Below are 15,123 nucleotides of genomic sequence, written 5' to 3' on the forward strand. Positions count from 1 at the left end.
GTCCCTTTCCATGGGTGGGGGGAGTTGCGGGGGTTACCACGCCCCGAGGCCGAGGACGTGGTCTTCTCCGGCGACGAGGTCGAGCGGTTGGGCGTCGCCGGTGGAAGTCCGGAGTTCGATGCGCAGGGTGCGAGACGGTTTCAGGACGGCACTCGCCCCGCCGGGCGCCCACGTCAGGTCGACCTCCGCGCCGAACCGGGTGCGTACGCCCCGAAGCCGGCCCTTGGGGAGGGTGGGCGGCACGGCGGGCAGCAGGACGAGCCGGCCCGGGGTCGACTGCACGAGCATCTCGATCAGTACGGCGGGCAGGGTGTGCGCGGCGTCCGCGTTGTAGACGTCGCGGTTCGGGTAGTGGGCGCTCATCAGGGAGGCGTGGAAGAAGTCGCCGTCCAGGACCTGGTCGAGGGCGTGGGCGACCCGCTCGCCGTCCCTGAGGCGGGCCGCGATGAGGGCGTGGTGGAGATGGCCGTGCGCCGAGTCGTTCTCCGCGCCGCGCAGTTCGAGGGCACGGTGGGCGGCCGTCGCGAGGTCCGGGGTGTCGTACGGGGTGATCTCGTCGAGGGGCCAGACTCCGTAGAGGTGGCTGAGGTGACGGTGGTCGTACGTGTCCTCCAGGCCCGGCCAGGCCCATTCGGCGAGGGCGCCGTCGGCGTTGATCCGGTGCGGAGGGAGGCGGTCGGCGAGGGCGCGCCAGCGGTCGGCCTCGGGGGTGCCCGGGTGGTAGCGAGCGGCCGTGCGCAGGGCGTGCCGGGCTGCCGAGAGGTCCATGGCCGCGTTGATCGTGCCCCAGCTCCCGTTCGCCGGGCGGTTCTCGGGTGAGTAGGAGGGGACGACGATCAGGTGGCCGTCGCTGTCGGTGCGGGTGAGGAAGTCCTCGTAGAACCGGGCGACTTCGGTGAGGGCGGCGGCGGTGCGCGGGTCGCGTTCGCCGCGGGTCTCTTCGTGGTCGACGAGCGGTTTGAGCAGCCAGTCGGCGCCCGCGGTCCACAGGTGCAGGGGGTAGGCGCGGCTGAAGTGGTAGAGGTGGCCGGACTCGCCGTCGGTGTGGGCGGGAGCCACGACGCCACGGGTGCCGAAGATCGCGCGGGCGTTGTCCCGCCAGTGGTCCAACTGGCCGTGGACGAGGGCGGCATGGGCTTCGGTCACCTCCGGAAGTGCTGCCGCGGCGGCCGACGCGGTCTGGAGGTTGAGGTTGGCGTCGGTGGTGAACGCGCCCGACCAGGCCGTGTTCCAGTCGCCGGTCCACAGGCCGGTCAGCCGGGGCGGCAGCATGCCGGCGGCGGACATCAGGTGGTAGCGGCCGGCCGCGAAGAGGCGTTCCAGGAGGGCGGGGCTCTTCGGGCGGCGCACCAGGTCCGAGCCGGGCAGGGCTCGTTCGGCCGCGTCGGCGCCTAGATCGAGGCCGACGCGGAGATAGGGCGGGCGGTGCAGGTCGGTGTGGCGGGTGAGGAGTCGGTCGTACGGGTCCTCGTCGCCCTCGGGCAGCAGGGCGCGCAGCGCGTGTGCCTCGACGAGCGCGTCCAGCTCGCCGGTGTGGCGCCGGACGCGGGTGAGGAGCAGCAAGGAGCGGGCGTTCTCGGTGCGCAGGCCCGGCAGCGAGGTGCGGGTGCTTCCGCCCGTGACCACGGCGAGGGTGACGCCCGTGTACGAACGGTCGCTGCCGGGATAGCGGGCGCGCAGGGTGAGGAGCGCGCCCTCGGGAGTGCGGACGGCACTGTGTCCGACCGCCAAGTCGTGTGGAGCGCCCGGAAGTCGGTGATCCAAGGTGACGTCGACCGTGAGGCCGGGCTCGGTGATGTGCTGGACGATGACGTCGTCGGCGCGGGAGACGAACACCCGGCTCCGCCAACCGCCGTGCGCGGCCGTGCAGACGCCGGTGGTGAAGTCGGCCTCGCGGCGGTAGTCCCCGCGCTCCTGGGCGGCCGGGCGGCGCAGCCGCACCTGGAACGCGGGGTGAAAGGGCTGCACCCATTGGAGCTCCCGCCCGTCGGTGAAGCGCTCGGCTGCGGTGACGTCACCGGCGAGCAGCCGGTCCTGAACGTGCGGGAGCTCGGCGGCGAGAGCGGGGGGACGGGCGCGTTCGCCGCCGTTGGGGCGGACCAGGGTGTGGTGGTTGACGATGACCCGGTCGTCGTTCGGATCGCCGAACACCATGACGCCGTGTCGGCCGTTCCCGCTCAGGAAGGCGTCCTCCCAGCGGGCGGCGGGAGCGGGCTCCCAGGTGCCGTGAACGGGTCCGCTCATGAGACGGCCTCCAGTACGGCGACCCCGTACCGCCCCAGCTCCACCGAGTCGGCGGTGTCCGCGCCGGTCAGCAGGTCGTGGTGGCGGCCGGGCACGGGCACGGTGACCGCGTCGCGCCCGTGGTTCAGAAGGAACAGCAGCCCACCCCGCCGTACCGCCTCCACACCTGCCGGAAGTCCGGCGAGGGTCGGTCGTACACCCGCCCCCGTCGCGATGTCGGCGAGCAGTGTGCGCAGGGCGTGCGGCTCGGGGAGGGTGGAGACGTACCAGGCACGGCCCCTGCGCAGGACGGCGGGCAGTCCGTCCAGCTCGCCCCCCTTGTAGGGCGTCACGGCGGCAACGTCGTCCGCCGCCTCGATCTCCTCGGACCACAGGGTGCCGCGGAAGCCCTCGACGTCGGCCTTCTCCCCCGCGTCGAGCGGCCACCATTCGTGCAGGGTGCGGATGCCGAACAGTTCGCGCAGCCGTACGTCCATGCCGCCCGGGCGGACGCGGTCGTCCTCGTCGGCGACGCCGGTCAGGAAGCCGGCGACGAGGGTGCCGCCGCCCTCGACGTAGGCGACCAGGTGGTCGATGGCCGCGTCCGTCATCAGGTACAGCTGGGGGACGACGACCAGTTTATAGGCGGACAGGTCGTGCTCCGGGTGGGCGAAGTCCGTGACGGTGTGGGCCTCCCAGAGGGCGCGGTGCCAGGCGCGGACGACCTGCGGGTAGTCGAACTCGGAGGACAGCCGGCCGTCCTGCATGCTCGCCCACCAGGCGTTCCAGTCGAGGAGTACGGCGACTTCCGCGGCGTCGACCCGGCTGCCCGCCACCTTCCCGCCGAGCCGGGCCAGCTCGGCGCCGATCCGCTTGACCTCCTGGTACGTACGGCCGTGCTCGCCCGCGTGGCTGACCATCCCGGAGTGGAACTTCTCCGCGCCCTGCCGGGACTGCCGCCACTGGAAGTAGCAGACGGCGTCGGCGCCGCGTGCCACGGCCTGGAGCGACCACAGGCGGTTGAGGCCGGCGGGCTTGGGGTGGTTGACGCCGCGCCAGTTGACCGGTCCGGCCGCCTGCTCCATGACCATCCAGGGGCCGCCGCGGGCCTGCGAGCGGGTCATGTCATGGATGAGCGCCCCGTGCTGCCCGCCGAGCGGATCGCGCGGATCCGGGTAGATGTCGACCGAGACGACGTCCTCCCGCTCGGCCCAGAGCCAGGCGTCCTGCCCCTGCCAGAACGGCATGAAGTTGGTCGTCACCGGGATGTCCGGGCTGTGCCGGGCGACGATGTCGCGCTCGGCGAGGTAGCACTCCAGCAGCGCGTCGGACGTGAACCGCTTGAAGTCGAGAACCTGCGTGGGGTTCTTCATGTAGTGCGCGCGGCGCGGCGGCAGGACCTCGTTCCAGTCGCCGTATCCCTGGCTCCAGAAGGCGGTGCCCCAGGCCTCGTTGAGGGCGTCGAGCGTGCCGTACCTGTCCTGGAGCCAGCGGCGGAAGGCGGCCTTGGCCTCGGGGCCCCAGTCGTAGGTGCAGTACTCGTTGTTGATGTGCCACATCCGCAGGGCCGGGTGGCCGGCGTAGCGGGCGGCGAGGTCCTCGGTGATGGCGGCGGCGTAGCGGCGGTACGTCGCGCTGGAGTGGGAGAAGTGCTGGCGGGAGCCCCACCACTCGGTCCGGCCGTCCTCGTCGCGCGGGAGGGTCTCGGGGTGCAGCCGGCCCATCCAGGGCGGGGGCGAGGAGGTGGGGGTGGCGAGGACGACGCCGATGCCGTTGTCGTGCATCAGGTCCATCAGCCGGTCCAGCCAGCGGAACTCCCGCTCCCCCGGCCGGGGTTCGAGCTTCGCCCAGGAGAAGACGCCGAGGGTGACCGAGTTGACCCCGGCGTCCTTCATCAGGCGGACGTCCTCGTGCCAGGTCTCCTCGGGCCACTGCTCGGGGTTGTAGTCGCCGCCGAAGAGAAGGCGGCCGCGGGTGGCGCCGTTCAGGTCGGGCATCAGACCGGCTCCCCGTACTGGACACCCCGCCCGTTGGTGGCGAGGTAGACGCGGCCGTGGACGCGCGGGTCGCCGGTGACGGCCGCTCCGATCCAGCCCCATTGGTGCACGTCGTCGTTGATCCGCACCCAGGTCTTCGCCTCGTCGTCGGAGCGGTGGACCGCGGTGCTGCTCTCGGTGGAGCCGACCAGGTAGAGCGCCGGGTAGGAGGCGCCTGGGGCGGCCTTGCCGAAGCCGAGGGTGTACGAGGCCCAGCAGCTGTCGACCTTGGTGAAGGTGGCGCCGCCGTCGGTGGAGCGGTACAGCCCGTTCCACTTGAGGCTCAGCCACAGGTCCCCGGCCCGGCCGGGCGCCACGGCCAGCTGGAACTCCTTGTCACCCGAGTTCAGCCCGCCGGCCCGCGCGGCGAAGGTGAGGCCGCCGTCGGTGCTGGCGTGGAGGGTGCCGGTGGCGGTGTCGAAGGCGTAGAACGTCGTCGGGTCGACGGGGTCCGCGACCGGGGTGGCCCCCTTCGGGAAGGAGGTGACCTCGGACCAGGTGGCGCCGTTGTCGGCGGAGCGCTGGGCCGGGTAGGGGGTGCCGTCCCAGTGCACGAAGGACCACAGCAGCACGCTGCCGTCGGCGTTGGTGGCGATCGGCCCCGGCGCGTCCTTGGCGATGGCGGGCTGGGCCTTGAACGGCGCCCAGGTCTGCCCGCCGTCGTTCGAGTGGGCCCCGTTGCCGTTGTCGCCCCACCCGGTACGGACGACGTACGACGGCCTGGCCGCGGCCTGCGCGAGCCCGGTGGAGGTCCCGAACACCGGATTGGCGGCCATACCGCACGACGGGGACGCGGCGAGTGACTCGTGGTACATCACACCGATGTCCCCGTTGCCGCTGATCAGGTGCGCCCTCCCGGCCGGCGGCGAGATCAGCTGACGGACGGACGTCTCCTCCAGTCCCCGGATCTGCGGGGCCCAGTGCACCAGGTCGCGCGTGCCGTAGAGGGTGGCGCCGGTGCCGTGGACGATGTGCTTCGCGTCGTACGGGTCGATGGCGACCGCCTGGATCCACCAGCCGAACTTGGGCTTGTCGGCACCCCACTTGAGGTACGGCGTCTCGGAGACGTCGAGGACGGCTGTGTCCTTCAACGACGTCCATGTGCGACCGCCGTCGGTGGTCCGGTACACGGTGTCGATGTCGGCCCAGCGGTTGTTGGTGGACACCACGACCGTGCCGGGCCGCCGGGCGTCGACGGCGACGCCGCCGTAGCCGAAGGTGTCGGCCGACCCGTCACCCGTGGTCCCGCCGGGCTGCACGGGCGTGACGTCGGTCCACTTCCCGTTGAGCGTGCACAGTTTGTGCGCGCTGCCGTCGGACTGACCGTTGGGGCCGGGTGCGTTGGCGTACGTCACGTACAGCTCGTGGGTGTGGCGGTCGTACGCGGCGCGGATCGGGACCTTGGCGGCGGTGCCGGTGGGCTGACCGGGGACGGCCTCCCACTGGGTGCCGTCGGCGGTCCGGTACAGGTTCTTGGTCGCCGCCGTGCCGTCGCCGTCGCCCCAGCCGGCGTAGAGGGTGCGGCCGGCGGCGACGAGGAGGGTGACGCCCTGGCCGGTGGCACTCGGGGTACCCGGGAATCCGGTCACGGCCGCCCAAGTGGCGCCCCGGTCGGTGGACTTGAGCAGCCCGTCGTGCCGGGTGCCCAGCCACAGGGTGTCGCTGTCCCGTGGGTCGACGAGCAGCCGCTCCCCCGTGCCCCGCCCGTCCTCGTTGGCGCCGAGCTTCACGGTGAGGTCGGCGCGCTGCCAGGTGGCCCCGCGGTCCGCTGAGCGCAACACCGCTCCGTTGCCGGCCCAGGACTGGGCGTAGGTGCCCAGGGCGAGGTAGACGCGGTCGGGGTGGGCGGGGTCGACGGCGATGGCCTCGACGCCGAGGAGGTTCCAGTCGTCCCAGCCGAGGTGGTCGGTCAGCGGGGTCCAGCGGGCGGCGCGGTCGTCCCAGCGATAGGCGCCGCCGATGTCGGTGCGGGCGTAGGCGAGGCCGCGGACGGAGGGATGGAAGAGCACGCCGGTGACGAAGCCGGTGCCGCCCATGACGGCGTTGCGCCAGCGGTACGCCTGGCCGGCGGCAGCGGCGTCGGGCTCGGCGGCGGACGCCTGCCCTGCGATGGACGGCACGGCGGTGAGCGCGGCAGCGGCCGCGGTGCCGGCGAGGACGGTTCGTCTGCTGGGCTTCGACGTGCGCATGGCAAACCTCGTTCTGGCAAGGGGCGGGGACGCCTACGTGGGGGACAGTGAGCAACCGGTGGTCCTTCGGCAAGACCTTGCTGTGCGGTCGTCAGCCCTTGACCGCGCCGGTCAACATGCCCTTCTTGAAGTGGCGCTGGACGAACGGGGACGCGACGGCGACGGGGATCAGGGCCAGGACCATGACGGCCATCTGCAGTCCCAGGGAGGAGAGTTCACCGGTGCGGACCGCCTGCTGAAGGCCGGTCGGCGCCTCGGTGTTCTTCTGGACCAGTTGGATGAGCACGTTCTGCAGCGGCATCATCTGCTGGTCGCTGAGGTAGATGGAGGCGTTGAACCAGGCACTCCAGTAGCCGACGGCGTAGAACAGCGAGATGACGGCCAGCACCGCCCGCGACAGCGGCAGGATGATGGTCAGCAGGATCCGCAGGTCGCCGGCCCCGTCGATGCGGGCGGACTCGGTGAGTTCGGGTGAGATCCCCATGAAGAAGGCCCGCAGGACGAGGATGTTGAAGACGCTGACCGCGCTCGGCAGGACCAGCGACAGATAGGTGTCCGTGAGGCCCAGCGACTGCACCAGCAGGTACGTCGGGATGAGGCCCGCCCCGAAGAACATCGTCGCCATCATGGTCATCAGGAAGAACCGATGCCCCAGACTCCCCGGCCGGGACAGGCCGTAGGCCGCGAGCACCGACACCGTCATGGAGAACAGCGTGCCGAAGAGGGTGACGCCGACCGAGACCATGATCGCCCGGCTGACCTGGCCGCCGCCGAGCAGTTCGGTGTAGTTGACGAAGGTGATGCCCTGGGGGATCACGACGAGGCCGCCGACCCGGTCGATCACCGGCTTCGGGGAGAGGCTGGTGACGATCACGATCCACAGCGGACCGAGCACCCCCAGGCAGCACAGCGCGAGGAAGCCGCTCTTCAAGGTGAGTCCGGCCTTGCTGGGCGGCTCCTCCCACACGGGGCGGGCGGGGGCCTTGAGGCTGCGGACGAGCTGCGTGTTGAGGCTCATTTCTTGTACACCCCCTGCTCGCCCAGCAGGTGCGCGAACTTGTTCGCGCCCAGGACGAGGCACACTCCGATGACTCCCTTGGCGAGGCCGACCGCGGCCGCGTAGCTGAAGTCGCCGTTCTGGATACCCATGTTCCACACGTACGTGTCCAGGACCTCGCTGGCCCCCGCACCGACTGCGTAGCGCTGGAGCAGGAACTGCTCGAAGCCGACGCTCAGCGCGTCGCCCACCCTGAGGACCAGCAGCAGCGCGATCACCGGGCGCAGCGCGGGCAGCGTCACATGCCACATGCGGCGCCGGCGCCCCGCCCCGTCCATGGCGGCGGCCTCGTACAGGTCGGTGCTGACCGCGGACAGCGCCGCGAGGAAGACGATGACCCCCCAGCCGGCGTCCTTCCAGACGGCCTGCGCGGTGACCAGGTACTTGAACAGGTCCGCGTCGGTCATCAGGTCGAAACCGCTCCAGCCGTGGTCCTCAAGGGTCTGGGCGATGATGCCCGCGCCGCCGAAGATCTGCTGGAACACGGTGACCACGAGGACCCACGAGAAGAAGTGCGGCAGATACATGATCGCCTGTGCCACGGCCCGCACCCGGGGCCGCACCACGCTGTTGATGAGCAGCGCGAGGGCGATGGGGATCGGGAAGAACAGCACCAGCTGGAGCACGAACAGGACGACGGTGTTCTTCGCGGCGCTCCAGAACAGCGGGTCGTCCAGCATCCGCGAGAACTGCTCCACGCCGACCCAGGGGCTGTGGAAGATCGCGGTGACGCCGTTGCTGGAGACGTACGGGTCGTAGTCCTGGAAGGCGACGACGTTGCCGAGCAGCGGGACATAGTTGAAGAGCAGAAGCAGGAGGATGACGGGCAGCGTCATCAGGATGAGCGCACGATCGCGGCGCAGCCGGATCCGGAAGGGAACCTTGCCGGCCTTGCTCGTCCTGCGCGGCACCCGCTCCTTCACCGCGGCGGTGGCGACCGCGGCCGTCGGCTCCTCGACGGCCGCGGGGGGACGAGTCCCGTCGGGCCTGCTCCCGGCCGTGAGAGACATCAGTTGCCGCTGCCGTTCTTGTCGATGAGCTCCTTGTACCAGTCGCGCAGCTTGTCGCCGCCGGAGGACCTCCAGGTGGAGATGGCCGCCTGAACCTCCGACAGTCTCCGGTTGCCCCGCACGTAGTCGATCTCCAGCTGCTCGAACTGGCTGGAGAGATTGGCGTAGCGGGTCGGCTCGACGATGTTCATGCCGTACGTGGACGTCTTCTTCATGAAGGCACCCATCCGCTGCTGCCACTCGACCTGCTTGCGGGCGACGTCGGGGAAGTCGGGGTGGGCGTAGTAGGCGGCCGGTGCGGCCAGCATCACCCAGGCGTTGACCACCTGGGAGTTGCCCAGGTCGTTCTTGACCGGGACGCCGTCCCTGACCGTGTAGTGGGTGCCCTCGACGCCGTAGTCGACGAGCATCCGCTCCTTGGTGCCGTAGGGCGCTGCCGCGAAGTCGGCGGCGGCCAGGGCGTTCTCGATCGTCGTCTTCGAGGCGCCCTTGCGGATCAGCGACCAGATACCGGCGGGCTGGGCCGCCGTCAGCTTCGGGCTGCCACCGTCCGCGCCGAAGATGTCCATGCCCTCGATCTCGAAGTCCGGGTTGGACGCGGCCTGTTCGGTGGTCTTCCCGTACCAGGAGGACATGTCGTTGTTGAAGACGAGGATCTGGCCGGCGGTGAAACGGTTGCCCGCGTCGCCCGAGCGCGCCTTGTCGTCGGGATGGACCACGCCCGCGTCGAACAGCTTGCGGGTCCACTCCAGGGCTTCCAGGTACTCGGGCTGCTCGACGCGGTACGTCAGTTTGCCGTCGTCCCCGATGTCCCAGCCGAGCGTCCCGGAGGGGCGGACGCCGAAGATGCCCCATGCGGTCCAGTTCATGTCACCGCAGGCGTACACCTTGGCCTTGGTGCTGGTGGCCTCCTTGGCCCAACTGAGGAACTCTTCGGGTGACTTGGGGACCGAGTAGCCCTTCTTGTCGAAGATGTCCTTGCGGTAGAAGGGCACGATGAAGGACGCAGTCGCGGCCGGCATCGGGATGCCGCGCAGGGCGCCGCCGAAGATGCCCATGCGCCAGGCGTCGGAGGGGATGGCCGCCAGGTTCGGGTACTTCTTGACCTTGTCGCCCGCCAGGTAGGGGCCAAGGTCCATGAACTTCGCGGTGACCGCGTTCGCGATCTTGCCGACCAGTTCCCAGCTCGGCACGACCACCATGTCGGGTATGGAGCTGGAGGCCAGGACGGCGCCGAGCTTCTCGCCGTAGGTGTTGCCGTCCTGGTTCTGCCAGGTGACCTTGGTGCCCGCCGCGGCGTCCAGCGCCTTGTAGTAGGGGTTGCCGGGCTTCGGCGGGGAGCCCCAGAACGGGGCCATGACCTTGAAGGGGGCGCCGGTGCCGAGCTTCTCCGGGACCGAGGTGGCAAGGGCAGCGAGGTCGACCTTGCCGGTGTAGCCGGCCGCCGAACCGTTCTTCGACGGAAGGTCCGGCTGGGCGACCGTGCTGGCCACGTACGTCGGCAGCAGCTTCTTCGCGTCCTTGCCCGACGTGGCTCCCTCGCGCGAACCGCTGTCCGAACCGCCGCAGGCGGCGAGCAGCGGCATCCCGCCGGCCACCGCTGCGGTGGCGACCGCCGTGGAGGCGAGGAAGCTTCTCCGGCTGGTTCCCAAGGAGGCTGAGTCGGCGTTCGGCGTCATTGCGTCAACCCTTCATGGCGCACCTGGACACCCGGCGGTGGGCCGTCGGCTGCGGTGTCGTAAGTGGAACTGGCTGAGCTGAAGCGGTCCTCCGACCACTGCGACGAGATCCGTCAAGAGCCGACCGGGCTCCGCCGTCGAAGCGCTTCGATGTTGCTGCGAGGTTAAGTGAACACCCAGGGGTGCACAAGGGTCGCTTCCAAGATTCCTCCGAGGTGCGGGAAGGGACCTTTCCTTATGCATTGCTTGAAGTAAGGGCGTCGATGTCTTGACACCCACCCCCGAGCCGAATCAGCATCGAAGCGCTTCGAAAGCGCCTCGCCGCTCCACCACAAGGGGATCCCCAAGTGACCGCACAAACGCCGCCCACGCCACCTTTCCGTGATCGGCGACTGCCGTTCGCGAAGCGCATCGACGACCTTCTGTCGCGGCTCACCCTCGACGAGAAGATCGGATTTCTGCACCAGTTCACGCCCGCCGTGGAGCGCCTCGGCATCGCCGCGTTCCGCACCGGGCAGGAGGCCCTGCACGGCGTGGCGTGGATGGGCCCGGCCACCGTCTTTCCCCAGGCGGTCGGCCTCGGCGCGACCTGGAACACCGATCTCGTACGCCGGGTCGGCGAAGCGGTGTCGAAGGAGACCCGCGCCATGCGCGCCCGCGACGACCGGGTCGGCCTCAACGTCTGGTCCCCCACCGTCAATCTCCTGCGCCACCCCCTGTGGGGCCGCAACGAGGAGGGCTACTCCGAGGACCCGAAGCTCACCTCGGCCATCGCCACCGCGTACACCCGCGGACTGCGCGGCGACCACCCGACGTACTGGCGCACCGCCCCCGTACTCAAGCACTGGCTGGCCCACAACAACGAGACGGGCCGCGACGTCACATCCTCGTCGGTGCGCCCGCGCGTCCTGCACGAATACGACCTGCGGGCCTTCCGTGAGACGGTCGAGGCGGGCGCGACGGCCGGGGTGATGCCCGCGTACAACCTGGTCAACGGCCGCCCCAACCATGTCTCGCCGTATCTGCGCGAGCACCTGCGCACCTGGACCGACGAGGACATCCTGGTCTGCTCGGACGCCGGTGCGCCGTCCAACCTGGTCGACTCCGAGCACTACTTCGACACCCACGAGGAGGCCACGGCGGCCGCGATCCTCGCCGGTGTGGACAGCTTCACCGACCACGGCACCGACAGTTCGAAGATCACGGCGCGGGTCCGCGGGGCCCTGGACCAGGGCCTGCTGACCGAGGCGGACCTCGACACGGCGGTCCGCCGCCAGCTCTCGGTCCGCTTCCGCCTCGGTGAGTTCGAACCGGAGTACGACCCGCACGCGCCCACCAAGGACTTCGACACCCCGGCCCACCGGGCGCTCGCCCAGGAGGCCGCCGAGCAGTCGGTCGTCCTGCTCAAGAACAGCGGCGGACTGCTGCCGCTCGCACCGGACACCCGGATCGCCGTGGTCGGCCTGCTCGCCGACGAGTGCAAGCTCGACTGGTACAGCGGCACGCTCATCCACCGCTCCACCCCGCTGGAGGGCCTGTACGAGCGGTTCGGCGCGGAGCGGGTGGAGTTCGCGGAGGGCGTCGACCGCGTCCTGCTGAAGACCTCGGCCGGAACCTTCCTGCGCGTCCCCGAGGCCGAAGCCGACGACGAGGTGCGCGGCGCCGAGGGCGCCCTCGACCCGGCCCTGCTCGCCGGCCGTACCGACCTGCCCCCGCTGACCTGCGGCCCGACCGGCACCGAACTCGCGCTCGTCGACTGGGGCGAGGGCGTGCTGACGCTGCGCGCCCCCGACGGCCGCTATCTCTCCGTCGCCGGGGACGGCTGCCTCCGCGCCTCCGCCGACCAGCCCGGAGGCTGGGTCGTCCAGGAGACGTTCCGCCTGGAACCGCATGGGAACGGGCACCTCCTCCGGCATCTCGGCACGGGTCACCACGTGTCAGTCGCCGCCGACGGCGTCAGGGTTGCCGAGGCGAATCCGGAAGCGTTCGAGCTCGTCGTCGTCGAATCCGGGGAAGAAGCGGTGGCGCGTGTCACCTCGCGGGCGGACGTGGTCCTGGTGGTCGCGGGCAACGACCCCCACATCAACGGCCGCGAGACCGAGGACCGCACGACACTGGCCCTGCCCGCCCATCAGGAACGCCTCCTGCGGGCCGCCCGCGCCGCCAACCCGAACACGGTGCTGGCGCTGGTGTCGGCATACCCGTACGCCGTCGACCCGGCCGCGATCCCGGCGATGCTCTGGACGTCCCACGGCGGCCAGGCGGCCGGCACCGCCCTGGCCCGGGTCCTGGCCGGCGACGTCTCCCCCGCGGGCCGCCTCCCGCAGACCTGGTACGCCGACGACGCCGACCTGCCCGGCCTCCTCGACTACGACGTGATCGACGGCCGCCAGACGTACCTGTACTTCGAAGGGACCCCACTGTTCCCGTTCGGCCACGGCTTGTCGTACGCGCGTTTCTCGTACGTCGGCCTGCGGACGACGGTGGGCGGCAACGCGCTGACGGTCACCTTCACGGTCACCAACACCGGCGAGGTGACGGCCGACGAGGTCGCCCAGCTCTACACCCGCGCCGTGGACCCGACGGTGCCGCGTCCGCGCCGCGAGCTGGTGGCGCACGGCAGGGTGCGGCTGGCTCCCGGCGAGCGGCAGGAGCTGAGTTTCGAAGTCCCGCTGTCCGCCTTCGACTTCTGGGACGTCGCCCGGGGCGGTTGGCGCCGCGAGCCGGGCCGGTACGAGATCCTGGCCGGCGCCTCCAGCGAGGACATCCGCCTGCGTACGACCCTGACCCTGGCCGGCGAGGCGCCCGCCCCGCGCCCGGCCGTCCGACGCGGCCTGAACGCGGCCGACTTCGACGAGCAGAGCGGCATCGCGATCGTCGACCGCACGAAGGCGTCGGGCGATGCGGTGACGCCGGCGCAGGGCGGGTCGGGCGAACTGGTCTACCGGCACTGCGACTTCGGGGCCGGCGTCACACAGGTGACGGCGACGGTCTCCGGCGACGGCGTGGTCGAGGTGTCCCTGGACGGGGGCCCGGTGCTCGCCGTACTGGCGTCCGGGGCGGCGGATGCGGGTCCGTACGACTACTCGACGGTGAGCGCCGGCATCACCGCCGACGGCGTCCACGACGTCCACCTCGAACTGCGCGGCCCACTGCGGCTCGCGCACGTCGGCTTCTCCGGTTGAGGGTCCGGAACAGGCCGACGCAGGAAGGGGCCCGGCACCGGAAGGCATCGGTGCCGGGCCCCTTCGGGAATCCTATATGAAAATGGTTCCCATTAGCTAGCCCCCTTTGGCCAGCCTTGCGACTGATTCAGAGAGCGATGCCGGTGAGGACCATCACGCGCTCGTAGGTGTAGTCGTCCATCGCGAACTTCACGCCCTCACGGCCCACACCGGACTGCTTGGCGCCGCCGTACGGCATCTGGTCGGCGCGGTAGGAGGGCACGTCGCCGATCACGACGCCGCCGACCTCGAGGGCGCGGTGGGCGCGGAACGCGGTCTGCAGGTCGTGGGTGAACACACCTGCCTGGAGGCCGTACTTGGAGTCGTTGGCGGCGGCGAAGGCGGCGGCCTCCCCGTCGACCTTCTGCACGGTGAGGACGGGTCCGAAGACCTCCTCGCACGCGAGGGTCGTGCCGGCCGGTACGTCGGTCAGCACGGTCGGCGCGTAGGAGGCGCCGTCGCGCTTGCCGCCGGTGAGAAGGCTGGCCCCGGCGGAGACGGCCTCCTCGACCCAGTTCTCGACGCGCTTGGCGGCGTCCTCGCTGACCAGCGGGCCGACATCGGTGGCGTCGTCGCCAGGGTCACCGGTGACCTGGGCCTCGACGGCGGCGACGATGCGCGGCACGAGCCGGTCGTACACGGACGCGTCCGCGATCACCCGCTGCACGGAGATGCAGGACTGGCCGCCCTGGTAGTTGGAGAACGTGGCGATGCGGGTCGCGGCCCGGTCGAGGTCCGCGTCGGAGGCGAAGTCGGCGAGCACGATCGCCGCGCCGTTGCCGCCCAGCTCCAGGGTGCAGTGCTTGCGCGGCACCGAGTCCATGATCGCGTAGCCGACCTTCTCGGAGCCGGTGAAGGAGATGACCGGCAGACGCTCGTCCTGGACCAGGGCGGGCATCTTGTCGTTCGGCACCGGGAGGATGCTCCAGGAGCCGGCCGGAAGCTCGGTCTCGGCGAGCAGCTCACCGAGGATCAGCCCGGACAGCGGGGTGGCCGGGGCGGGCTTCAGGATGATCGGCGCGCCGGCGGCGATGGCCGGGGCGATCTTGTGGGCGCACAGGTTGAGCGGAAAGTTGAAGGGCGCGATACCGAGGACGACACCCTTGGGGAAGCGCCGGGTGAAGGCGAGCCGCCCCTGACCGCCCAGGTCGGTGTCGAGCCGCTGGGCCTCGCCGCCGTTGAACCGCCGGGCCTCCTCGGCCGCGAACCGGAACACGGACACGGCACGGCCGACCTCGCCGCGGGCCCACTTCATGGGCTTGCCGTTCTCGGCGGAGATCAGCCGGGCGATCTCCTCGGTCCGCTCGACGAGCCGCCTGCTGACGTGGTCGAGGGCGGCGGCACGTACGTGGGCCGGGGTCGCGGCGAAGTCCTCGCGGACGGCGTACGCGGCGGCCACGGCCTCCTCGGTCTGCGCGTCCGTCGGCACGCTCACCGTGCCGACGACCCGCCCGTCCCACGGGGAGGTCACATCAAAGCTGTCCTCGCCGCTGACCTGGCGGCCGGCGAGCCAGAAGGCGTGGGTGGAAGTCATATGAATTCCCGGCCCTTCCGCGATTGGGGGTGTCCTGGTGTGTCGTGGTCCACGGTAGGGGCGAGGCGGCGGCGCGGCGTTTGTCCGGGGTGTAGTGGTAGGGGGCCGGGGTTCGACGGATTGGCAGAGCGGCGGCTCGGCTCGGCGCCGGCCCGGATTCTCCGGCGCGCT

General features: G+C 71.0%; 8 protein-coding genes. 1 reads left to right on the forward strand and 7 read right to left on the reverse strand.

Features of this window, described 5'->3' with window-relative positions; translation table 11 throughout:
- Positions 1-33 precede the first annotated feature (33 nt).
- The 6 genes from OHT51_RS11875 to OHT51_RS11900 all read right to left on the reverse strand — a co-directional run bounded on the left by OHT51_RS11875 (position 34) and on the right by OHT51_RS11900 (position 10,194).
- On the reverse strand, positions 34-2,244 hold the full coding sequence (locus OHT51_RS11875; RefSeq protein ID WP_328878889.1) for a glycosyl hydrolase family 95 catalytic domain-containing protein: 2,211 nt from the start codon (positions 2,242-2,244) through the stop codon (positions 34-36).
- The gene (locus tag OHT51_RS11880; protein ID WP_328878890.1) at positions 2,241-4,220 is read right to left on the reverse strand and encodes a beta-galactosidase; all 1,980 of its coding nucleotides are present in this window, start codon (positions 4,218-4,220) and stop codon (positions 2,241-2,243) included. Before OHT51_RS11880 ends, OHT51_RS11875 begins: the two co-directional genes overlap by 4 nt.
- Positions 4,220-6,448: a WD40/YVTN/BNR-like repeat-containing protein gene (locus OHT51_RS11885; RefSeq protein WP_328878891.1), complete on the reverse strand. Its 2,229-nt coding sequence runs from the start codon at positions 6,446-6,448 to the stop codon at positions 4,220-4,222. Before OHT51_RS11885 ends, OHT51_RS11880 begins: the two co-directional genes overlap by 1 nt.
- Before the next feature lie 91 nt (positions 6,449-6,539).
- A complete protein-coding gene (locus OHT51_RS11890) occupies positions 6,540-7,466 on the reverse strand; it encodes a carbohydrate ABC transporter permease (RefSeq protein ID WP_328878892.1) in 927 nt (308 codons plus the stop codon).
- Positions 7,463-8,515 (reverse strand): ABC transporter permease, encoded by a 1,053-nt coding sequence (locus OHT51_RS11895; RefSeq protein WP_328878893.1) that lies wholly within the window; start codon positions 8,513-8,515, stop codon positions 7,463-7,465. The genes OHT51_RS11890 and OHT51_RS11895 overlap by 4 nt, the downstream gene beginning before the upstream one ends.
- Positions 8,515-10,194 (reverse strand): extracellular solute-binding protein, encoded by a 1,680-nt coding sequence (locus OHT51_RS11900; protein WP_328878894.1) that lies wholly within the window; start codon positions 10,192-10,194, stop codon positions 8,515-8,517. The genes OHT51_RS11895 and OHT51_RS11900 overlap by 1 nt, the downstream gene beginning before the upstream one ends.
- 347 nt (positions 10,195-10,541) lie before the next feature.
- On the opposite strand from OHT51_RS11900, the gene OHT51_RS11905 reads away from it, so the two are divergent.
- Positions 10,542-13,379, forward strand: a complete 2,838-nt coding sequence (locus tag OHT51_RS11905; protein ID WP_328878895.1) for a glycoside hydrolase family 3 C-terminal domain-containing protein — start codon at positions 10,542-10,544, stop codon at positions 13,377-13,379.
- A gap of 127 nt (positions 13,380-13,506) precedes the next feature.
- Here the strand turns inward: OHT51_RS11905 and OHT51_RS11910 are convergent, their stop codons facing one another.
- On the reverse strand, positions 13,507-14,952 hold the full coding sequence (locus tag OHT51_RS11910) for an aldehyde dehydrogenase family protein (RefSeq protein ID WP_328878896.1): 1,446 nt from the start codon (positions 14,950-14,952) through the stop codon (positions 13,507-13,509).
- Positions 14,953-15,123 lie beyond the last annotated feature (171 nt).

Origin of the sequence: Streptomyces sp. NBC_00299, from assembly GCF_036173045.1 — a bacterium.
GTDB lineage: Bacteria > Actinomycetota > Actinomycetes > Streptomycetales > Streptomycetaceae > Streptomyces > Streptomyces machairae.

Excerpts from the sequence above, each read along its gene's own strand:
- OHT51_RS11890 (WP_328878892.1), bottom strand. The coding sequence starts at position 7,466 with ATGAGCCTCAACACGCAGCTCGTCCGCAGCCTCAAGGCCCCCGCCCGC.
- OHT51_RS11895 (WP_328878893.1), bottom strand. The coding sequence starts at position 8,515 with ATGTCTCTCACGGCCGGGAGCAGGCCCGACGGGACTCGTCCCCCCGCG.
- OHT51_RS11880 (WP_328878890.1), bottom strand. The coding sequence starts at position 4,220 with ATGCCCGACCTGAACGGCGCCACCCGCGGCCGCCTTCTCTTCGGCGGC.
- OHT51_RS11900 (WP_328878894.1), bottom strand. The coding sequence starts at position 10,194 with ATGACGCCGAACGCCGACTCAGCCTCCTTGGGAACCAGCCGGAGAAGC.
- OHT51_RS11885 (WP_328878891.1), bottom strand. The coding sequence starts at position 6,448 with ATGCGCACGTCGAAGCCCAGCAGACGAACCGTCCTCGCCGGCACCGCG.
- OHT51_RS11910 (WP_328878896.1), bottom strand. The coding sequence starts at position 14,952 with ATGACTTCCACCCACGCCTTCTGGCTCGCCGGCCGCCAGGTCAGCGGC.
- OHT51_RS11875 (WP_328878889.1), bottom strand. The coding sequence starts at position 2,244 with ATGAGCGGACCCGTTCACGGCACCTGGGAGCCCGCTCCCGCCGCCCGC.